At 68.9% G+C, this 18847-nt stretch carries 14 protein-coding genes, 2 tRNA genes and 2 pseudogenes; 13 read left to right on the top strand and 5 right to left on the bottom strand.

Annotated elements, in window-relative coordinates:
- The first annotated feature begins 147 nt into the window (after window positions 1-147).
- From trpS to DEW08_RS06310, 5 genes are all read left to right on the top strand, one after another.
- Window positions 148-1146, top strand: coding sequence for a tryptophan--tRNA ligase (trpS, locus tag DEW08_RS06330; protein ID WP_109325402.1), 999 nt, complete (start codon window positions 148-150; stop codon window positions 1144-1146).
- A 34-nt stretch (window positions 1147-1180) separates the two neighbouring features.
- Window positions 1181-1825, top strand: a complete 645-nt coding sequence (locus tag DEW08_RS06325; RefSeq protein ID WP_109325400.1) for a pyroglutamyl-peptidase I — start codon at window positions 1181-1183, stop codon at window positions 1823-1825.
- 84 nt (window positions 1826-1909) lie between these two features.
- Window positions 1910-3403 (top strand): ABC transporter substrate-binding protein, encoded by a 1494-nt coding sequence (locus tag DEW08_RS06320; protein ID WP_109325398.1) that lies wholly within the window; start codon window positions 1910-1912, stop codon window positions 3401-3403.
- A gap of 16 nt (window positions 3404-3419) precedes the next feature.
- Window positions 3420-4367: an ABC transporter permease gene (locus DEW08_RS06315; protein ID WP_109325396.1), complete on the top strand. Its 948-nt coding sequence runs from the start codon at window positions 3420-3422 to the stop codon at window positions 4365-4367.
- Window positions 4364-5218, top strand: coding sequence for an ABC transporter permease (locus tag DEW08_RS06310; protein ID WP_109325394.1), 855 nt, complete (start codon window positions 4364-4366; stop codon window positions 5216-5218). The genes DEW08_RS06315 and DEW08_RS06310 overlap by 4 nt, the downstream gene beginning before the upstream one ends.
- Before the next feature lie 75 nt (window positions 5219-5293).
- Here the strand turns inward: DEW08_RS06310 and DEW08_RS06305 are convergent, their stop codons facing one another.
- Entirely contained in the window at window positions 5294-6916 is a 1623-nt protein-coding gene (locus DEW08_RS06305) for a hypothetical protein (protein ID WP_109325390.1), read from the bottom strand.
- Window positions 6917-7134: 218 nt separating this feature from the next.
- Entirely contained in the window at window positions 7135-7635 is a 501-nt protein-coding gene (gene gpt / locus DEW08_RS06300; RefSeq protein ID WP_109325388.1) for a xanthine phosphoribosyltransferase, read from the bottom strand.
- Window positions 7636-7854: 219 nt separating this feature from the next.
- On the opposite strand from gpt, the gene DEW08_RS06295 reads away from it, so the two are divergent.
- Window positions 7855-7931 (top strand) — tRNA-Arg (locus DEW08_RS06295).
- A gap of 502 nt (window positions 7932-8433) precedes the next feature.
- Here DEW08_RS06295 and DEW08_RS06290 read toward each other — a convergent pair.
- Together DEW08_RS06290 and DEW08_RS06285 are read right to left on the bottom strand one after the other, a co-directional pair.
- Window positions 8434-8835: a hypothetical protein gene (locus DEW08_RS06290; protein WP_109325386.1), complete on the bottom strand. Its 402-nt coding sequence runs from the start codon at window positions 8833-8835 to the stop codon at window positions 8434-8436.
- Window positions 8836-9499: 664 nt separating this feature from the next.
- Window positions 9500-10012 (bottom strand): ferritin-like domain-containing protein, encoded by a 513-nt coding sequence (locus DEW08_RS06285; RefSeq protein WP_109325383.1) that lies wholly within the window; start codon window positions 10010-10012, stop codon window positions 9500-9502.
- A gap of 231 nt (window positions 10013-10243) precedes the next feature.
- On the opposite strand from DEW08_RS06285, the gene DEW08_RS06280 reads away from it, so the two are divergent.
- Complete coding sequence (locus DEW08_RS06280; RefSeq protein ID WP_109325379.1) at window positions 10244-10711, top strand: PA2169 family four-helix-bundle protein; 468 nt, start codon at window positions 10244-10246, stop codon at window positions 10709-10711.
- Between the two features lie 33 nt (window positions 10712-10744).
- Here the strand turns inward: DEW08_RS06280 and DEW08_RS06275 are convergent, their stop codons facing one another.
- Window positions 10745-10942 (bottom strand): DUF1289 domain-containing protein, encoded by a 198-nt coding sequence (locus tag DEW08_RS06275; RefSeq protein WP_109325377.1) that lies wholly within the window; start codon window positions 10940-10942, stop codon window positions 10745-10747.
- A 316-nt stretch (window positions 10943-11258) separates the two neighbouring features.
- Here DEW08_RS06275 and DEW08_RS06270 point away from each other — a divergent pair, with 316 nt between their 5' ends.
- The 6 genes and pseudogenes from DEW08_RS06270 to DEW08_RS06245 all read left to right on the top strand — a co-directional run bounded on the left by DEW08_RS06270 (window position 11259) and on the right by DEW08_RS06245 (window position 16824).
- Window positions 11259-12197, top strand: a complete 939-nt coding sequence (locus tag DEW08_RS06270; protein ID WP_109325375.1) for a peptidylprolyl isomerase — start codon at window positions 11259-11261, stop codon at window positions 12195-12197.
- A gap of 108 nt (window positions 12198-12305) precedes the next feature.
- Entirely contained in the window at window positions 12306-13544 is a 1239-nt protein-coding gene (argJ, locus tag DEW08_RS06265; RefSeq protein ID WP_109325366.1) for a bifunctional glutamate N-acetyltransferase/amino-acid acetyltransferase ArgJ, read from the top strand.
- A gap of 7 nt (window positions 13545-13551) precedes the next feature.
- Entirely contained in the window at window positions 13552-14127 is a 576-nt protein-coding gene (locus tag DEW08_RS06260) for a GNAT family N-acetyltransferase (RefSeq protein ID WP_109325365.1), read from the top strand.
- Window positions 14124-14565: pseudogene (locus tag DEW08_RS06255) on the top strand ((deoxy)nucleoside triphosphate pyrophosphohydrolase). Before DEW08_RS06260 ends, DEW08_RS06255 begins: the two are co-directional and overlap by 4 nt.
- Before the next feature lie 189 nt (window positions 14566-14754).
- A pseudogene (recQ, locus tag DEW08_RS06250) lies at window positions 14755-16682 on the top strand (DNA helicase RecQ).
- A gap of 67 nt (window positions 16683-16749) precedes the next feature.
- Window positions 16750-16824 (top strand) — tRNA-Thr (locus DEW08_RS06245).
- Window positions 16825-18847: the final 2023 nt, after the last annotated feature.

Here is an 18847-nt window from a genome sequence, read left to right as displayed (position 1 = left end):
TGGCCTTCGAGATAGCCACCCTGAAGGTGGTGCTGCAACACCTTTAAGGTGGCGTCTCGTGAAACGGCGGTCCCGCCGTGCCTTGACCATCCGGCGCTGCGGCGCGATAACACCGGCCTTCCAGAGTTTTCGAGCGAGAGATCCCCCGTGACCCGCATCTTCTCCGGCATGCAGCCGACCCGGCAGCTTCACCTCGGCAACTATCTGGGGGCGTTGCGCAATTGGGTGGAGCTGCAGAATTCGTTCGAGTGCATCTTCTGCGTCGTCGATCTGCATGCGCTGACCATCGACCAGGATCCCGAGGTCCTGCGCAACAACATCCGCGAGGTCACCGCCGCCTACATCGCGGCCGGCATCGACCCGGACAAGAACATCCTGTTCAACCAGTCCTTCGTGCCCGGCCATTCGGAGTTGAGCTGGATCCTGTCCTGCCACGCGCCGATCGGCTGGTTGAACCGGATGACCCAGTTCAAGGAGAAGGCGGGCAAGCAGCGCGACCTCGCCAACCTCGGCCTCTACGCCTATCCGGTGCTGATGGCGGCGGACATCCTGCTCTACAAGGCGACCCACGTCCCGGTGGGCGAGGACCAGAAGCAGCATCTGGAACTGGCGCGCGACATCGCCGGCGCCTTCAACCGCCGCTACGAGACCGAGTTCTTCCCGCTGCCCGAGCCGCAGATCCTGGGCGAGGCGACGCGCGTCATGTCGCTGCGCGACGGCACCAAGAAGATGTCGAAGTCGGACGAGTCCGAGTATTCGCGCATCAACATGACCGACGACGCCGACACCATCGCGCAGAAGATCCGCAAGGCGAAGACCGATCCGGAGCCGCTGCCCGACACCGTCGCCGACCTGGAGAAACGGCCGGAGGCCGACAACCTCGTCACGATCTACGCCGCCTTGGCGGGCCAGACGCGCGAGCAGGTCGTGCAGCAGTTCGCGGGAGCCCAGTTCTCCGGCTTCAAGGCGGCGCTGGTCGATCTGGCGGTCGCCAAGCTCGCCCCGATCACCCGGCGCATGAAGGACCTGCTGGCCGACAAGGCGGAGATCGACCGGCTGCTGCGCAAGGGCGGCGAGCGGGCCGCGGCGATCGCCGAGAAGAACCTGAACGACGTGAAGGACATCATCGGCCTGCTGCGGCCGTAAGGCTCCACCGGCAGGATCCGGCCAAAGGAATGCCGTGACCGCACCCCTCCTCCTCACCGGCTTCGAGCCCTTCGGCGAGCATGCCGTCAACCCGACGGCCCTCGTGATGGAGGCGCTGGCCGGCGAACCGGGGGTGGTCACGGCCATCCTGCCCGTCGAATACGACCGGTGCGGCGAGGGTCTCGCCGCCCTGGTCGAGGAGCAGCGGCCGGCCGCCGTCCTCTGCTTCGCCCTGTCGCCGCGCACCGACTTCGTCCAGATCGTCCGCATCGCCTGGAACCGGGACGAAAACCCGCAGCCCGACAATGCCGGGGTGGTGCGCGAGGACCAGCCGATCGTGCCCGACGGCCCGACCGCCTACGGCTCCACCCTGCCGGTGCCGCAGATGATGCGCGGGCTGGCGATGGCCGGGGTGCCGGTGACCTTCAGCGACTTCGCCGGCGGCTTCGTCGGCAACCACCTGTTCTACCGCGCCCGCCACTGGATCGAGACCCGCTGGATGCCGGAGACGGGGACCGATCTCCCGCTCGGCTTCATCCACATGCCGCCGCTGCCCGTGCAGGTGGAGGGGATGTCCAACCGCTCCGGGCTGGCGCTCGACCGGCAGATCCTGGCGGCCCGCACCCTGGTGGCAATGCTGCGCGACGCGCTCGGCGCCGGCGGCGGAATGCCGGCCTGAGCCCGTCCCGCTCCAGTCGGGATCTTGCGCTGCCGCCCGCCGCACCGCATCATCCCCGATAACAACCATGGGGGGAGCACCGTGATGCCGAACAGCCGCCTGCGACTTGCATTCGCCGCCCTGTCCCTGGGGGCGGCCGTCCTGGCTCCCGCGGCGGGTTGGGCACAGGCGCGCACCGACATGGTCGTCGGCATGCAGCTCGAGCCTCCCCACCTCGACCCCACCGCCGGCGCCGCCGCCGCGATCAAGGAGGTCACCTACGTCAACCTGTTCGAGCCGCTGGCCCGCATCGACGCCGACGGCAACGTCGTGCCGGCGCTGGCCGAGCGCTGGACGGTGTCGGAGGACGGGCTGACCTACAGCTTCCACCTGCGGCCGGGGGCGAGGTTCCACGACGGCGCGCCCTGCGACTCCGCCGCCGTGAGGTTCTCGCTGGACCGGGCGCGGGGCGCCGATTCGGTGAATGCGCAGAAGAGCTGGTTCGCCCCGATCGCCTCGATCGAGACGCCGGATGCCCGCACCGTCGTGGTGACCCTGTCGCGGCCGGACGGGCTCTTCCTCTTCCACATGGCCTCGGGCGACGCCGCGATCGTCTCGCCGCAGAGTGCGGCGACCAACAAGCAGAAGCCGGTCGGCACCGGCCCCTTCAAATTCGACCGCTGGGTGGCCGGCGACCGGGTGGTGCTGGTGCGCAACCCCGACTATGACGGACCGAAGCCGGCGCTGGAGCGCGTCTCCTTCCGTTTCATCGCCGACCCGGCGGCACAGGTCGCCGCCCTCAAGGCCGGCGACATCGACAGCTTCCCGCAGTTCGGCACCTACGAGGCCCTGCCGCAGTTCCGCAACGACCCGAAATACTCGGTGACGGTCGGCACGACGGAGGGGGAGACGCTGCTCGCCATCAACAACGCCCGCAAGCCGTTCGACGATGTGCGGGTGCGCCGCGCCATCTCCCACGCCATCGACCGCAAGACGCTGATCGAGGGCGTGCTGTTCGGCACCGGCACCGCCATCGGCAGCCATTTCCCGCCGCACCGCGCCGGCCATGTCGACCTGACCAGCCTCTATCCCTACGACCCGAAGAAGGCGAAGGCCCTGCTGGCCGAGGCCGGATATCCCAACGGGATCGACGCCACCCTGCGCCTGCCGCCGCCCGTCTACGCCCGCCGCTCCGGCGAGCTGATCGCCGCCATGCTGGCCGAGGCCGGCATCCGCGCGAAGATCGAGCCGATGGAATGGGCGGCCTGGCTGGAGAAGGTCTTCAAGGGCAAGGACTACGACCTGACCGTGGTCGCCCACACCGAACCGCTGGACATCGACATCTACGCGCGCCCCGACTACTACTTCGGCTATCGGAGCGAGCGCTTCAACGCCCTGCAGGCCGAGCTGGACCGCACGCAGGACGCCGCCAAGCGCGCCGCGCTCTACGGGCAGCAGCAGACCGTTCTGGCGGAGGATGCGGTGAACGCCTTCCTCTTCATGCTGCCGCTCGCCACCGTGCAGAACGCCAATGTCCAGGGCATGTGGGTCAACCGGCCGATCCAGGTGAACGACATGACGCAAGTCCGGTGGAAGTAAGGGCGGGTCGCGGCGCGTGCTCGCCTTCCTGGTGCGGCGGCTCCTGACCCTGGCGTTGACCGCCTGGCTCGCCACCGTCGCCGTCTTCCTGGTGCTGGAGGTGGTGCCCGGCGATCCGGCGCTGCTGATGCTCGGCACCAGCGCGCAGCCCGACACGCTGGCCGCCCTGCGGGCCCAGATGGGCCTCGACCAGCCGCTGCTCTGGCGCTACCTGCGCTGGGTGGGCGGGCTGCTGACCGGCGACTTCGGCACCAGCCTGACCTACGCCCGCCCCGTCGCCGGGCTGGTGGCGGAGCGGCTGGTGGTCACCGGCCCGCTGGCGCTGCTGTCGCTCGTCCTGTCCACCCTGCTCGCCATCCCGCTCGGCCTGTTCGCCGCCTCGCGCCACGGCCGGGCCGGCGACTGGGCGGTGCTGGGCTTCGCGCAGCTCGGCGTGTCGATGCCCAGCTTCTGGATCGCCATCCTGCTGACCATCGCCTTCTCGGTACAGCTCGGCTGGTTCCCCGCCGGCGGCTTTCCCGGCTGGGAGGCGGGGGTCTGGCCGGCGCTGAAGGCGCTGGTCCTGCCGGCGGTGGCGCTCGCCCTGCCGGAGGCCGCCATCCTCGCCCGCGTCACCCGCACCGCGGCGCTCGACGTGCTGCGCGAGGACCATGTGCGCACCGCCCGCGCCAAGGGGGTATCGCGCCTCGCCATCCTGTTGCGTCACGTCCTGCCCAACGCGCTGATCCCGGTCACCACCATCCTGGGGCTGCAGTTCGCCTTCCTGATCGCCGGGGCCGTGGTGGTGGAGAATGTCTTCACCCTGCCGGGGCTCGGCCGGCTGCTCTACCAGGCGATCGGCCAGCGCGACCTGATCGTGGTGCAGGGGGTGGTGGTCCTGCTCGCCGTCTTCGTGGTGGTGGTCAACGCGCTGGTGGACATCGCCTGCGCCCTGGTCGACCCGCGGCCGAAGGTGTCCTCATGATCCGCACCCTGCTCCTGATCCGCAGCTTGCGCCGCCTGCCGGCTCCGCTGCTGCTGGGGGCCGTGCTGACCGGGCTGGTGGTCGGGGTGGCGCTGCTGTCGCTCGCCTGGACCCCCTTCCCGGCGGAGCAGGTGCGCGTGCTCGCCCGGCTGCGCGGACCATCGGCGGAACACTGGCTCGGCACCGATCATTTCGGCCGCGACGTGCTGTCGATGATCATGGTCGGCGCGCGCAACTCGCTGGCGGTCGGGGCGGCGGCGGTCGCTCTCGGCGCCGCGGCCGGCGTGCCGCTGGGGCTGCTCGCCGCCGCGGCCGGGCGCTGGGGGGACGAGGCGGTGGCCCGCATGGGCGATCTCGTCTTCGCGTTCCCGGCGGTGCTGACGGCGATCCTGCTGACCGCGGTGCTGGGGGCGGGGGCGGTCAACGTCGTGCTGGCGCTGGCGCTGTTCAACGCGGCCGTGCTGGCGCGGGTGACCCGCGGGGCGGCGCTGGCGGTGTGGCGGCGGGAGTTCGTGCGGGCGGCGCTGGCGCTGGGGCGCGGACCGCTGTCGGTGACGCTGGTCCACGTGCTGCCCAACGTCGCCGGCGTCGTGGTGGTGCAGGCGACCGTGCTGTTCGCCGTCGCCATCGTCAACGAGGCGGCGCTGAGCTACCTCGGCCTCGGCATCCAGCCGCCGAGCCCGAGCTGGGGCAAGATGCTGGGGGACGCGCAGACCTTCCTGTTCACCAACCCCCTGCAGGCGGTCTTCCCCGGCGTGGCGATCGCGCTGTCGGTGCTGGGGCTGAACCTGCTGGGCGACGGCCTGCGCGACCTGCTCGACCCGCGGCACCGGACGTCGGGCGTGCTGTAGGAGGAGGCCGTTCGGGACGGCCCGGCTTTCGCGGATCGCGCGGCGCCGGCAAGCCGCCCGCGCCGCCCCCGGCGGCTACTGCGCGGCGCGGACCCGGTCGGCCAGCTCGATCAGGTCCATCAGTTCGTGGCTTTTCCAGTAGCGCGACTTGCCCACCTCGGTGCGGGCGGTGGCGACGAGGTCGTCGACGATGGCGCGCTCGTCCTCCGCCATCTCCGCGGCATGCTCCAGCCGGTGGGAGAGCAGGCGGACCATGTTGTGGCTGAAGGTCGGGATCCAGGCGCTGATGCACTGGCCGAACACGCCGCTCAGCCGGTTGATGCGCAGCAGATGCTCCATGCGCTCGTCCAGCGGGTCGGTGTCCTCGAACTTCATCGCCTTCTCGACGTTGGCGCGCAACTCCTCCAGCAGCGTCTCGCGCCACTTCACGAGGTCGTAGGTCTCGAACCCGAAGTCGCGCGCCATGTCCTGCCAGGTCCAGACCAGGCGGTCGAGCCAGACGACGTCGGCATGGTCGCCGACCGGTCCGCGGCGCGAGGCGGCGGCCTGCCCGGTGCGTTCCATCGCCACTGCGGCGACGCGCGAGCCGATCAGCTTGCTGGCGGTCTGCCAGGCGTTGCGGAAGACGGGCTCGCTGCGCCGGTCCTCGATCATGCCGCTGGCGGCGACGGCGTGGATCAGCTGCGACAGGCGCTGCATCAGCATCTCGACCCGCGCCTTCTCCTTGCCGCTGGGGCGGATGGCGGAGCCGGGAACCCGGTCGTTCAGCTTCAGGATGACGGTCAGCGCCGCGGTCAGGGCGCGGATGACGCCCAGGAAATGCGCGGTCAGCGCCGCCGTCACCGGATCGCCGCGGCCGAAATCGACCCCGCTCTGCCGGATGTAGAGCGCCACGACGCCGTAGTTGCGCTTGACCGTCAGCACCGACAGGGGAAGCAGCAGCGCCGCCTCCTCGCCGCAGCGCTCGCGCAGGTTCTCCACCGCGGCCAGCAGGCCGTCGGCCATGCGCTCCCGCTCGCGGTCGCCGGCGGGGATGGCGGAGAAGCCCTCCAGCTTCTCGGCCACCGCCTTCATGCTGCTTTCCGCCCCGGTCAGGACCAGCCGCATGAGCTGCAGCGTGGAGGGATCGACCGGCGGCGTCTTGTCGAGGAACCCCGACATCAGCCGGGTGCGGCGCGGCCGGTTGCGCGACAGGGCGGCGACCGTCTCGTCCAGCGCCTTGCGGTTGGCGAAGAGGCCGTCCAGATGCTTCAGCGCGCCGGCCCGCATGCGCTCGCGCAGGACCCCCGCGACGGGCGAGCGCAGCACCCGGTCGATGACGTCGGAGCGCGCCATCTCGTCCAGCATCTCCTGCGCCTCGACCGCCAGCAGGGGGAAGGCGTCGCGGCTCAGCACCTCCCACAGGGCGCCGATGTCCACCCGCTGCAGCATGCCGGGAACGGCGCCGCCGGCATGGTAGAGCGCGTCGTCGTCGGTCAGGAAGGCTTCGAACAGGCTGGTGAACAGGCGCCGGGCGCGGTTGGTGCGCTGGCGGTTCAGATACTCGATGACGTACTGGCGGACGAGGCGGACCCGCTCGGTCGGCTCCCCGTCCATGCCTTCGATCTCGCTCAGCAGGCTGTAGACGAAGCTGGACGGCAGGCGAGAGACCAGCTCGTCGATCTTGCTGCGCAGCGGGTCCTGAGACTCTTCGGTCATGCGAGCACAATGGCCATGCTGGCGTTGCGGGCGGGCGTCCGGGCGGGGGCTGGCAGCCCCGGACGGGGATCGGCCGCGATGGATCGCGGGCGAACGATCGAACCCCTTGTAACTTTCGATGGGTTAATTTTGGCGTAACGATACGTGTCAAAGTGAAACGGGGCGTGTCATCCCGGTTGGGAGGACACGCCCCGTCGCCGTGGTGCCGGACCCGGCGGTCAGCCGTTGCGGAACTGCTTGGCGATCGGCTGGGAGAACTGCAGCTCGATGTCCCAGGGGAAGTGGATCCAGGTGTCCTGGCTCACCTCGGTGATGAAGGTGTCGACCAGCGGCCGGCCGGCCGGCTTGGCATAGACGGTGGCGAAATGCGCCTTGGGCAGCATCTTGCGCACGATGTCGGCGGTCTTGCCGGTGTCGACCAGGTCGTCGACGATCAGCCAGCCCTCGCCGTCGCCGGCGCCGGAGGCGTCCACGCCCTTCAGCACCGTCGCGTTGCGCTGCTGCTGGTGGTCGTAGCTGGACACGCAGACGGTGTCGATCAGGCGGATTTCCAGCTCGCGCGCGATGATCGCGGCCGGGACCAGCCCACCGCGGGTCACCGCGATGATGCCCTTCCACGGGCCCTTGTCGATCAGGCGCCAGGCCAGCGCCTTGGCGTTGCGGTGCAACTCTTCCCAGGAGACGGGGAAGTGCTTGTTGAAGGGAGCGGCTTCAGACACAGGTGGGAACTCCGAAAAGATGCTGATCCGCTTATAGCCTATGGCCGTGCCCCCGGCAATGCGACCGGGCCGCGCCTCGCCTCCGGGGGCCGGGGAGGAAAAATCGCCCGCCGCCAAAAAAATGAAAAAAAGTGCTTGCGCCCCCGGTCGGAATTCAGTACATAGACGGCCTCGACGCGAGGCGCCAAACGCCGAAGTCGAGAGCAAGCAAAGAAGGATGCGCCCGTAGCTCAACTGGATAGAGCATCAGACTACGGATCTGAGGGTTAGGAGTTCGAATCTTCTCGGGCGCGCCACCTTCTCCAAAGCTTGACGATGACGATACGAAAGCCCGGCCTCAGTGCCGGGCTTCGTCGTTTCCGGGCTTCGCTTCGACTGGCGCTTTTCTTTCCGCCTGTTTCCGCCCTGCCGGATCGGGCCTGCGTCCACGGCGCGGCGGAGGGCGGCACCCCGTCCGCATAACCCCTTCGTATAGTCCGATTGCGCCGGCCCGTCCGCCCGGTCACGCCGTTGTGCGAGGCGGGTGACCCTTTAGGCTTGAAACCGGCGGCATCACGGGAAAGCGCAGGGGGGCGATCATGAAACCGGCACAGGGTCCAGCCATGACGGCGGAACAGCGCGCCAGGCGGCTCAGCCGCGCGCTGCGGGCGAATTTCCGGATCGACCTGTTTTCCGTGGTGGTGGAGCGCGATTTCGAGCGGCATCTGGCCGAAGCGATCGCGGCGGCGGAGCAGGAGGCGTTCCGCCGCGGCCGGGAGACGGCGCGCACCCTTGCCGGATCGCGCCGCGACGAGTCCGTCAGTCCCGACGATTGCGCTTGGTCAGGCCCGAAGCAGGACGCCCGCGCTGGCGCATCAGGAACCAGGGCATCGTAAGCCCGGCCTTCTCCGCGCAGCCATAGTGCCAGGGACGGTTTTCCAGGTCGCCGGCCCAATGCGGCTCGCCCGGGCGTACCGGCTTGCCGCAATGGCAGCAGATCTGCTGCTTGGGCTTCACCGCGGCCTCCGCCGCCAGCGGGTGCTGGACCGCGGCCGGCTGGCAGGGCGCCGAAGGGGGCGTCGCCCGCGGTGCCTGCTGCCCGCCGGTCGCCGCGGCAGCAGGCACCCCATCGGCCGGATCGGCCCCGGCGGCAGCCCCGGTCCGGGCGTCCGACTGGGTGGCGGCGGTCGTGGCGGTGGTCTGTGCGCGGGACGTGGTCATGGCACCGGCTTCCCCTGTTGGTGATTCCCTGGGTTCGTCGACGACCGCGAAACTCCGGCTCCCCCACTGCTGAGTCCGATTTGCCGCGGTCAAGCTCCAAACCTTGCCGGCCGGGAGAATGACCGGCCCCTGCCGTGAATCCAACGTCACGAACGGGTAGGAAAACTGCCATCTCCCCCTCGGCGGGGGTATGCCCGGCGACGGTGAACGGTCGGAAAAGCCTGGAATTCCTTGGATTTGGCAAAGGTTCCCCGGGATTTTCACCGGCTATGCGGTCAACCGTCGTCCAGGTCTCGTGGCAGATGTGCAACATCTACGGGGTTCCGTTGCATTTTCGTCGAGATCGCCCGGAAGTTTGCGGGAAGTTTGCAGGGATTTCGGCGAATTGCCTGCTGCATCCGCTGTTGCGCATCGGACACAACGAGGCGCCCCGCCTCCCACGGGGTATACCGTCGGGGCAGGGGGCGGGCGCCGGCCGTCGGCGGTGCCGGACGGGCCGGGTTTCGCAATTGCAATATAAAAAGTGGCAGAAATCCGCCGTTGGGCGAGCCGCAGGCGCGGCTCCCTTACAGACCCGTCATCGCGCGCGCCGCATCCCGCCTGTCGGGGCGGGCGCCCGGGCACCGGATGGCTCCGGTGCCCGATGCTCGCCGCGGCCTGGCGATCAGCGCTTGGCTTCGGCCGTCGAGGTGGCGTCCTTGCGCTCCAGATAGGTCTTGGTCAGCTGCGGCAGGCGCTGTTCCAGCCAGCCGGCCATCTCCAGCTCCTCGTCCAGGCTCTGCTTCAGCAGGCCGGCGATCTCCGTCTCGCCGCAGCTTTCGGCGGCGGCGATCAGCGAGCGGTAGTTGGCGATCTCGAAATGCTCGAAGGCATAGTTGAAGATGCCGGCCTTCACGATCTCGTCGCCGACCACGATGCCGGACAGCGACTGGGCATTGCCCATCAGCATGGCGATGCCGGTCTTGATCGCCGAGGTGTCGGCGCCCAGCCGCTGCAGCGACTGCTTCAGGCGGTCGGCCTGGCGGTTGGACACCTGGATGTGCTCCTGCACCTTGGCCAGCACGTCCGGGTAGCTCTTGATGCGTTCGGCCTGCCGCTCCAGCATCTCGACCGCCTGGCTCTCCATTGCATAGGCGTCGCGAAGCCAGTCGATCAGGTTGTCTTTGCTGTTGGCCACGGTGACTCTCCATCGTTGCGGAAGTGGTCCGACACGGGACGGGGACCGGCCCCGCTCCGGCATCACTTGATCCGCTCAACAGGCGCAGGTGCGTTCCGTTGCCGCTTTTCCTCGCTACTCCTTTTTGAACCGCTCCTCATCCTGGAGGCGGAACGGTTCGGTTGCGGAACCTTCGGCAGAGCCGCAGGTTTTCGATGGGCACGGGATTCGCGCCAGGGGAGGGCGCAGGCCATGGAAAAGGACGAGATCGTCGATACCCTCAACGACCTCATTCGCATCGTCGAGGACAGCCACGAAGCCTACCGCCAGGCGGCGGAGAGCGCCGCGGAGGCGTCGGACGGCGTGCCGGGTGCGGACGACCTGAAAGCCCTCTTCAACGATCTGGCCGCCCAGCGCGGCGCCATCGTGCGCGAACTGCAGCGGCTGGTGGCGGAGATCGGCGGCGCGCCGGATGTCGGCGGCACCATGCTGGGCGGCGCCCACCGCTTCTTCCTGGAGCTGCGGGCGGCGGTGATGGGGCGCGACCGCGCCGCCATCCTGAACGAGGTGGAGCGGGGCGAGAGCGAGTGCGTGCGCCGCTATGACGAGGCGCTGGCCAAGGAGCTGCCGCTGCCGGTCACCGCGGTGATCGCCCAGCATCTCGACCGCATCCGCGTCGACCGCGACCGCATGGTGGCCCTGCGCGACGTCGTCGCCTGATCCGGCCGGTCCTTCCCCGGGCCGACCTTATCCTTACCTGCAGGAGATGCCCCGCCGGGCCGGGCGCCGCCGCTCGGTCGCGGCGAGCACGGCGCGGCGGCCCTCCGAGTCGAGCCCGCCCCACGCCTTGATCTCGTCCAGCGTCCGGTAACAGCCGACGCAGACGTCGTCGTCGTCCAGCGTGCACAGCCTCACGCAGGGGGACGGAACGTGATCGTCGTCGATCGCCATGGTGCCAGGGACTCCCGGGAAAGAAGCCGGCGCCCCCGCACAAGCCCGGGGGCATCGACGCTCATGGCCTACCACCGGCTGGGCGGTCCCGCAACCATCGGCAGCCGGCCCGGCGGATCCTGCCTCCCGCCGCTGCCGCGTCCCTGCCGCATCCTTGCCATGATTGCGTGTCCTGCTGCACCCGCGGGGCGTCGGGAGCCCTTGCCCCGTGCGGCGAAGCCATGCTTAATCCCGGCGGACCCGGATACGGGGCGGCGGATGGCTCCGTCGTGGCCCCGGCACCCGACCCTCATCCGCCGGAAGGAAATCATACGTCATGGTGAATCGAGTGTTCCGCACCGCTCTTCTGACCGTGCTGTCCTGCGGGACCGCCTGCGGCATTGCGTTGGCGGCCCAAGCCCAGACCACGGCGCCCCAGACCACGGCGGCCGCCACGTCCGCTCCCGCCGATCCGGTGGTCGCGCGGGTCAACGGTGAGGCGATCCACCGCTCCGACGTCACCCGCATGGTGTCGCAGCTGCCGCCGCAGGTGCAGCAGATGCCGATCGAGATGATCTACCCGGCGGTGCTGGACCAGCTCGTCAGCGGCAAGCTGGTGGCCTCGGCCGGCTACAAGGACAAGCTGGCCGACACGCCCGAGGTGAAGGACGAGATCAAGCGCGCCGAGGAGCGCGCCGTCCAGCGCGCCTACATCCAGAAGGAGATCAAGGCCCGCATCACCCCGAAGGCGCTGGACGATGCCTATCAGGCCTACCTGAAGCAGAACCCGCCGCAGGAGGAGGTCAAGGCCGCCCATATCCTTGTCGAGAAGGAGGATGAGGCCAAGGCCATCATCGCCGAGCTGAAGAAGGGCGGCGATTTCGCCAAGCTCGCCAAGGAGAAGTCGAAGGACCCGGTGGCGGCCCAGCAGGGCGGCGACCTCGGCTACTTCACCAAGGACGCGATGGTCGAGCCCTTCGCCAACGCCGCGTTCGCCATGAACAAGGGCGACATCAGCAAGGAGCCGGTGAAGACCCAGTTCGGCTATCACGTCATCAAGGTCGAGGACAAGCGCACCCAGCCGCAGCCGGGCCTGGACGAGGTGAAGCCGCAGCTCGAGCAGACGCTGTCCAAGGACATCGTGACGGCCCTGGTGGACGAGCTGCGCGCCAAGGCGACGGTCGAGACCTTCCAGATGGACGGCTCGCCGATGCCGAAGGAAGAGCCGAAGCCGGCCGACGCCGCGCCCAAGGCCGAAGAGCCGAAGAAGAAGTAAGGCTTCGCCCGACCGCCCCGCCCCGGCCACCGCCGGGGCGGTGCCGCGTCGGGCCTGCGCCTGTTCCCCATCCTTTCTCCGACACGCTTTGCGCACGGACACGGACCCATGGCCACGACCGTCTCCCCCCTGGCTCCCGCCGCCTTCCCGACGCTCCCGCCCGTGGCGGGGGTCCGCCTCGCCACCGCGAACAGCGGCATCCGCTACAAGGGCCGCGACGACCTGCTGCTGGCCGTGCTCGACGCCGGCACCAGCGTGGCCGGGGTGCTGACCCGCTCGCTGACCTGCTCGGCCCCGGTGGTCTGGTGCCGTGACAGCCTGCCCCGCGGCTCGGCCCGGGCCGTCGTGGTGAATGCCGGCAACGCCAACGCCTTCACCGGCAAGGCGGGCGACGCCACCGTGCAGGCGACCGTCAAGGCCGCCGCCGAGATCGCCGGCTGCGACGGGGACGAGGTCTACATCGCCTCCACCGGCGTCATCGGCATCCCGCTGGCGCCCGACGCCATCGCCCGCTCCCTGCCGGGCATGGTGCCCGCGCTGGCCGCCGACAGCGCCGCGTGGGAGAAGGCCGCCCGCGCCATCATGACCACCGACACCTTCCCCAAGGGGGCGGTGCGCACCGCGACGATCGGCGGCACGACGGTGACCATCGCCGGCTTCGCCAAGGGCTCGGGCATGATCGCGCCGGACATGGCGACGATGCTGGGCTTCCTGTTCACCGACGCCGCCATCGCCGCCCCGGCGCTGCAGGCGATGCTGTCGGAGTTCACCGAGCGCACCTTCAACGCCATCACGGTCGACGGCGACACCTCGACCAGCGACACGCTGCTGCTGTTCGCCACCGGCAAGGCGGGCAACGCCCCGGTGACCGACGCCGGCGCCGCCGGGCTGGCCGGCTTCCGCGCCGCGCTCGAGGATCTGATGCTGGATCTGGCGCTGCAGGTCGTGCGCGACGGCGAGGGCGCCACCAAGTTCGTCGCCATCACGGTGGAGGGTGCCGACAGCGACGCCGCCGCGAAGAGGATCGGCATGACCGTCGCCAACTCGCCGCTGGTCAAGACCGCGGTGGCGGGCGAGGACGCCAACTGGGGCCGCATCGTCGCCGCCATCGGCCGGGCCGGCGAGCGGGCCGACCGCGACCTGATCAAGATCACCGTCGGCGGCACGCTGATCTGCGCCGAGGGGATGGAGGTCCCGGGCTATGACGAGGCGCCGGTCGCCGCCCACATGAAGGGCAAGGAGATCGACATCCACATCGACCTCGGCATCGGCCAGGGCAAGGCGAAGGTGTGGACCTGCGACCTGACCCACGGCTACATCGACATCAACGGCAGCTACCGGAGCTGACCCGGCGATGAGCGGGGCCGCCCTGCCGGAGGAGGTCCGCACGCCGCGGCTGCTGCTCCGCCCCTTCGGCGAGGCCGACATTCCCGGCTTCGTTCCGCTGGTCGGCGAGTGGGAGGTGGCGCGCTGGCTCGGCCGCGTGCCGCATCCTTACACGGAGCGCGACGGGCGGGAGTGGGTGGACCTCGCGGCCCTCAACCGCGCCGACCGCGCCGCCTTCGACCTTCTGGCGGTGCGGCTGTCGGACGGCCGGCCGGTCGGCAGCGTCGGGCTGCGGCTCGACCGGGACCGGCCCGACGGCGGCGAACTCGGCTATTGGGTCGGGCGTCCCCACCAGCGCTCCGGCTATGGGCTGGAGATGGTGCGGGCGATGCTGGGCGCCGCCTTCGGTCCCCTCGGCCTCACCCGCGTCTGGGCGGCGACCGATCCGCGGAACGCGGCCTCCCAGGCCCTGCTCCTGCGGGCCGGCTTCCTGCGCGACGGCGAGAGGCTCTATGACCTGCCTGCCCGTGGCCGGACGGTGACCGCCCCCTGTTTCGACCTCACCGCCGGGCGCTGGCGGACCCTTCAGGAGACTGCGTCATGAGCGCCTGCTTCGATCCCTCCTCCACCCCGCACCCGGCGCGCTGCCGGTGGTGCTGGTCGTCGCCGTGGCGCTGGTCGATGCCGACGGCCGCGTCCTGCTGGCCCAGCGCCCGCCCGGCAAGTCGCTGGCCGGCCTGTGGGAGTTCCCCGGCGGAAAGGTCCATGCCGACGAGACGCCGGAGGCGGCCCTGGTCCGCGAACTGAAGGAGGAGCTGGGCATCGACACGGCGGCGAGCTGCCTCGCCCCCTTCACCTTCGCCTCCCACAGCTACGAGACCTTCCATCTCCTGATGCCGCTCTATGTCTGCCGCGTCTGGGAGGGGAGGTGACGGCGATGGAGGGCCAGACGCTGGCCTGGGTCTATCCGAACCGCATGGGCGACTATCCCATGCCCCCGGCCGACGTGCCGCTGGTGGCGATGCTGCGCGACCTTCTGTAGCCGCTGCCGCACTGATTTTTGGCTGTATCAGGAAGTGAGTTCTTCGCGTAAAACGCGATGAACCACGCTTGTCCCCTTTGCGTGGGGGATTGCGCCTTTTCCCGCGGGCCGATCTGTGCCACATCATAGCCTTTGGGCAGAGCCCGGCACGCCGCCCCATATCCGGACTCGAATCGGCATCGAATCGGCGTGGACACGTTGTTCTCCTTCACCAGCGGCCGCAAGGCCGACCCGGAGCCCGCCACCGCGGTCCCCGGCAGCGACGCCCTGGACGTGCTGCGGTCGGTGTTCGGCTATGACAGCTTCCGCGGTCAGCAGGCGGAGATCATCGCCCATGTCGTCCGCGGCGGCGACGCGCTGGTGCTGATGCCGACCGGCGGCGGCAAGTCGCTGTGCTACCAGATCCCGGCCCTGGTGCGCGACGGGGTGGCGGTGGTGGTGTCGCCGCTGATCGCCCTGATGCGCGACCAGGTGACTGCGCTGCGCGAACTCGGGGTGCGCGCCGCCTTCCTCAACTCCTCCCTCGATGCCGGCGAGGCGCGGGAGGTCGAGCGGGCGATGGTCCGGGGCGAGCTCGACCTCGTCTATGTCGCGCCGGAACGGCTGGTCACCCCGCGCTTCCTCGACCTGCTCGACCGGACGAAGCTCGCGCTGTTCGCGCTGGACGAGGCGCATTGCGTCAGCCAGTGGGGCCACGACTTCCGGCCGGAATACCTGCAGCTTTCCATCCTTCACGAACGGCACCCGACCGTGCCGCGGGTGGCGCTGACCGCCACCGCCGACGCCCAGACCCGCGCCGAGATCCGCGAGAAGCTGGGGCTGGCCGACGCGCGGGTGTTCCTGTCCAGCTTCGACCGGCCCAACATCACCTACCGCGTCGTTCCGAAGAAGAGCGAGCGGCAGCAGATGCTGGCCTTCCTGCGGGAGAACCATCCCGAGGATGCCGGCATCGTCTACTGCATGTCGCGGGCGAAGGTGGAGGAGGTGGCGGCCTGGCTGAACAGCCAGGGCCGCGAGGCGCTGCCCTACCATGCCGGGCTGCCCGCCGAGCAGCGCGAGGCCAACCAGGACCTCTTCATCAAGGGCGAAGGCATCGTCATGGTGGCGACCGTCGCCTTCGGCATGGGCATCGACAAGCCCAACGTGCGCTTCGTCTGCCATCTCGACCCGCCCAAGAGCCTGGAGGCCTATTACCAGGAGACCGGCCGCGCCGGCCGCGACGGGCTGCCGGCCAACGCCTGGATGTCCTACGGCATGGCCGACGTGGTGTCGCTCCGCCAGATGCTGGAGCAGTCGGAGGCCGGGAGACCCACCGGCGGGTGGAGCGCGGCAAGCTGGAATCGCTGCTCGGCTTCTGCGAGACGGCCGGCTGCCGCCGCCAGGCCCTGCTGACCTATTTCGGCGAGACGCTGGCCGAGCCCTGCGGCAACTGCGACACCTGCCTGGAGCCGGTGGAGACCTGGGACGGCACCATCGCCGCGCAGAAGGCGCTGTCGGCGGTCTACCGCACCGGCCAGCGCTATGGCGCCGGCCACCTGATCGACGTGCTGCTGGGCAACGCCACCGAGAAGGTGGTGCAGCAGGCCCACGACATGCTGAAGACCTTCGGCGTCGGCAAGGAGCTGTCCAAGGCCGAATGGCAGTCGGTCTACCGCCAGCTCGTCGCGGCGGGCCACCTGACGGTCGATCTGGAGGGGTTCGGCGGCTTCCGCCTGACCGACAGCGGCGTCGGGATCATCAAGGGCCAGCGCACCGTCCGCCTGCGCAAGGACCCGGTGCTGGAGCGGCGCCGCAGCGTCCACGACTCGCTGCGCCGCCATGTCGCCCGCGGCGGGACGAGCAGCCTGACCGGCGAGGGGGTGTCGCGCTCCGGCGCCCGCGGTGCCCTGTCGGCGGCCGACGACGCGCTGTGGCATGCGCTGAAGGAGTGCCGCACCGCGCTGGCGCGCGACCAGGCGGTGCCGCCCTACGTGATCTTCCACGACAGCACGCTGTTGGAGATGGTGGCGCAGCGCCCGCGCAGCCGCGACGCCTTCGCCCGCCTGCCGGGGGTGGGCGCGCGCAAGCTGGACCGCTATGCCGACGCCTTCCTGGAGGTCATCTGCCGGCATGGCTGATTCCGCGCGGATCGCGAAAATCACCTCTTGCAACCCGTTGGCCGACTCGCTATGGTCCGCGCCCGACGCCGCAATAGCTCAGGGGTAGAGCAACTGATTCGTAATCAGTAGGTCCGGGGTTCAAATCCCTGTTGCGGCACCACTCTAAGGCCCTGAAAGGTAACGCCTTTCGGGGCCTTTCCATGTCCGGGGTCCGCAAGCTCAATTTTGCAGCGGACCCGTAGCGGACCCGCCGGGCGGAAATCCGGGTCCGTCCCCTTTCTGATTTCCTCTGATCTTTTGACAGGCAATCAAAGGCCCCAGGCTGGCATCCCCCAGCCGGGCCGATGCCGTCTAACCGCTGTCAAACTGCCCATCTTGAAATTTCGCTTCCTTGCTTGATTGCTATCAAGATGCCGGCGTTGACTGTCCGCGCGCGTAGGCGCTGGAAACCAAATGGAAACCACTCTGCCGCTGCCTCTCTCGCGCGTTGGGGGTGTTTCCCCGGTGTTTCCTGTCACCCCTTTTTTGGGTTCCCGCTGGTAACTCAGCCGGTAACTTGCCCGCCGGTCAGCAGGGTTCTACGTTCAGCAGCAGATCGGGGTTCACAGGGGCACGCACGGCATGCGTCCCCTTTGGACTGACCCGATGAAATCGGTTTAGCTGTCGCATCTTTCAAATGACGTCATAGCCGACATTATCGGCGCCCCGCACTGGCCGACTGCCCCCAGGAAGGAGAGTTGCCGCGCCGTGAAACCTGAGTGCCGCACAGGTTATCGCCCCTATCCGACATGGGGATTGCCCATGTTGTCCCTGTGGCTTCAAAATCAATCCGGGGGCGGATATTTAGATTGTCGCTACGTCACAATGGGTTGAGCGCACCAATCAGCCCAATGGTTCGCACATCAAAATCATACGGAGCGGTTAAATCTGTGCGTGCAACCTGTCCGGTAACGCTCCTATGCAACCCTCCGAAGATTTTAATCCCCTTCCCCCCGCCCGTCAGCCGCCCCGTGGGTGGCCTGTCGCGTCCCGTTCCCTATCTGCCGGCCCCGTGACGGTCCCCGCGATCCTGCGGCCTTGCACCCCGATAGCTCCCGGTCCTGTTTTTGCTGCGCTCGAAAATTCAACCCCTGTCCGATGCCTACCCCAAATCGTCCCAAAGATCGAAACCGCCCCCCTGCCTTTTCCCCTCCATTTTGCACGCGCACGGAAAGACTCCCTATCCGGTCGCGCCCTGCGCCGTGGTCAGGATCGGCACCCCCCCCTAGGGTCAACATCTGAATTGTTGACGCGCGCAAGGTGAACCTGTCCGGTTTCTGCCCCTTGCCTTTGCCGGGGATGTTATCCCCCTTCCCCATAGTCAGAAAATACCGCACCGTGCGGCATTATCCGCCCCCTCGCGCGCGTATTGGGTTGCGAAGTAGATGCGAAGTTGGCCCCTCACTTCCCAGCCTTTCGGGCGTTGCAAAACCTGCCCCACAGTCAGGTTTCCAGTGCCAAGGGTCCGTCCCTTTTTGGCTCATGGCCCGTGACTGCCCCCCCGTGACCTTCTCTCGCGCGCGTGCGCGATACCTATGTCGAAATTCCCTCTCGGGCGCTGGCCGCAAAGGGTGTGGGCATTACCGACGCTATCCCCTTTTTTCCGAGTCGGAAAATTCCGAAACGGCTATGCCCGGATTGACGGTGCGCGCGTGAAATCAGTGCGTACCTGCCTGCGAACCATTGCCACAGGTCAAACCTGTCTCTGTCCGGTCAACCTGTTTGGCCTAGCGCATCCCTTTTTATTGGACTCCAAAAACTCTAGGCACTCCTTGACGATCCCCGCGCGCATAGCCCCCTGAAACCCTTTGGGCATCCCATCCCCCGCGCGTACTGCGCCGAAAATCCGTCTATGCCCGGTCAATCCTTGCCCGCCACCATCGCCCGGACACGGGGGCGTCGCCAGCGCCCGCGGTCCGCGCCATTGGGCCAGCCGTTCGGCGGGGGGAAGGTCGGGCTTCCACGGTCCCACAGGATCGGGGCGGGTCATCGGTCGCCCCCTTCATCCGGTTCCCGCAACCCCAGCGCCGACAGCCCGGCGGCGGCGCGGCCCCGCCAACGATGGCCGTAGCGGATAAGGCAGTCGATGAACCGCGCGTCGTCATGGATCGCGGCTCCGTCCGGTAATTGGAAGCCCTGTCCGA

The organism is Azospirillum thermophilum (assembly GCF_003130795.1).
Classification (GTDB): Bacteria; Pseudomonadota; Alphaproteobacteria; order Azospirillales; family Azospirillaceae; genus Azospirillum; species Azospirillum thermophilum.
The sequence above is the reverse complement of the archived record's forward strand: the minus strand, read 5'-3'. Positions and strand labels throughout refer to the sequence as shown.

Bases quoted from the DNA above. Each gene is read 5' to 3' on its own strand.
- DEW08_RS06305 (WP_109325390.1), bottom strand. From the start codon at position 6,916: ATGACCGAAGAGTCTCAGGACCCGCTGCGCAGCAAGATCGACGAGCTG.
- DEW08_RS06275 (WP_109325377.1), bottom strand. From the start codon at position 10,942: ATGGCGATCGACGACGATCACGTTCCGTCCCCCTGCGTGAGGCTGTGC.
- DEW08_RS06310 (WP_109325394.1), top strand. From the start codon at position 4,364: ATGATCCGCACCCTGCTCCTGATCCGCAGCTTGCGCCGCCTGCCGGCT.
- argJ (WP_109325366.1), top strand. From the start codon at position 12,306: ATGGCCACGACCGTCTCCCCCCTGGCTCCCGCCGCCTTCCCGACGCTC.
- DEW08_RS06260 (WP_109325365.1), top strand. From the start codon at position 13,552: ATGAGCGGGGCCGCCCTGCCGGAGGAGGTCCGCACGCCGCGGCTGCTG.
- DEW08_RS06270 (WP_109325375.1), top strand. From the start codon at position 11,259: ATGGTGAATCGAGTGTTCCGCACCGCTCTTCTGACCGTGCTGTCCTGC.
- DEW08_RS06280 (WP_109325379.1), top strand. From the start codon at position 10,244: ATGGAAAAGGACGAGATCGTCGATACCCTCAACGACCTCATTCGCATC.
- DEW08_RS06320 (WP_109325398.1), top strand. From the start codon at position 1,910: ATGCCGAACAGCCGCCTGCGACTTGCATTCGCCGCCCTGTCCCTGGGG.
- DEW08_RS06290 (WP_109325386.1), bottom strand. From the start codon at position 8,835: ATGACCACGTCCCGCGCACAGACCACCGCCACGACCGCCGCCACCCAG.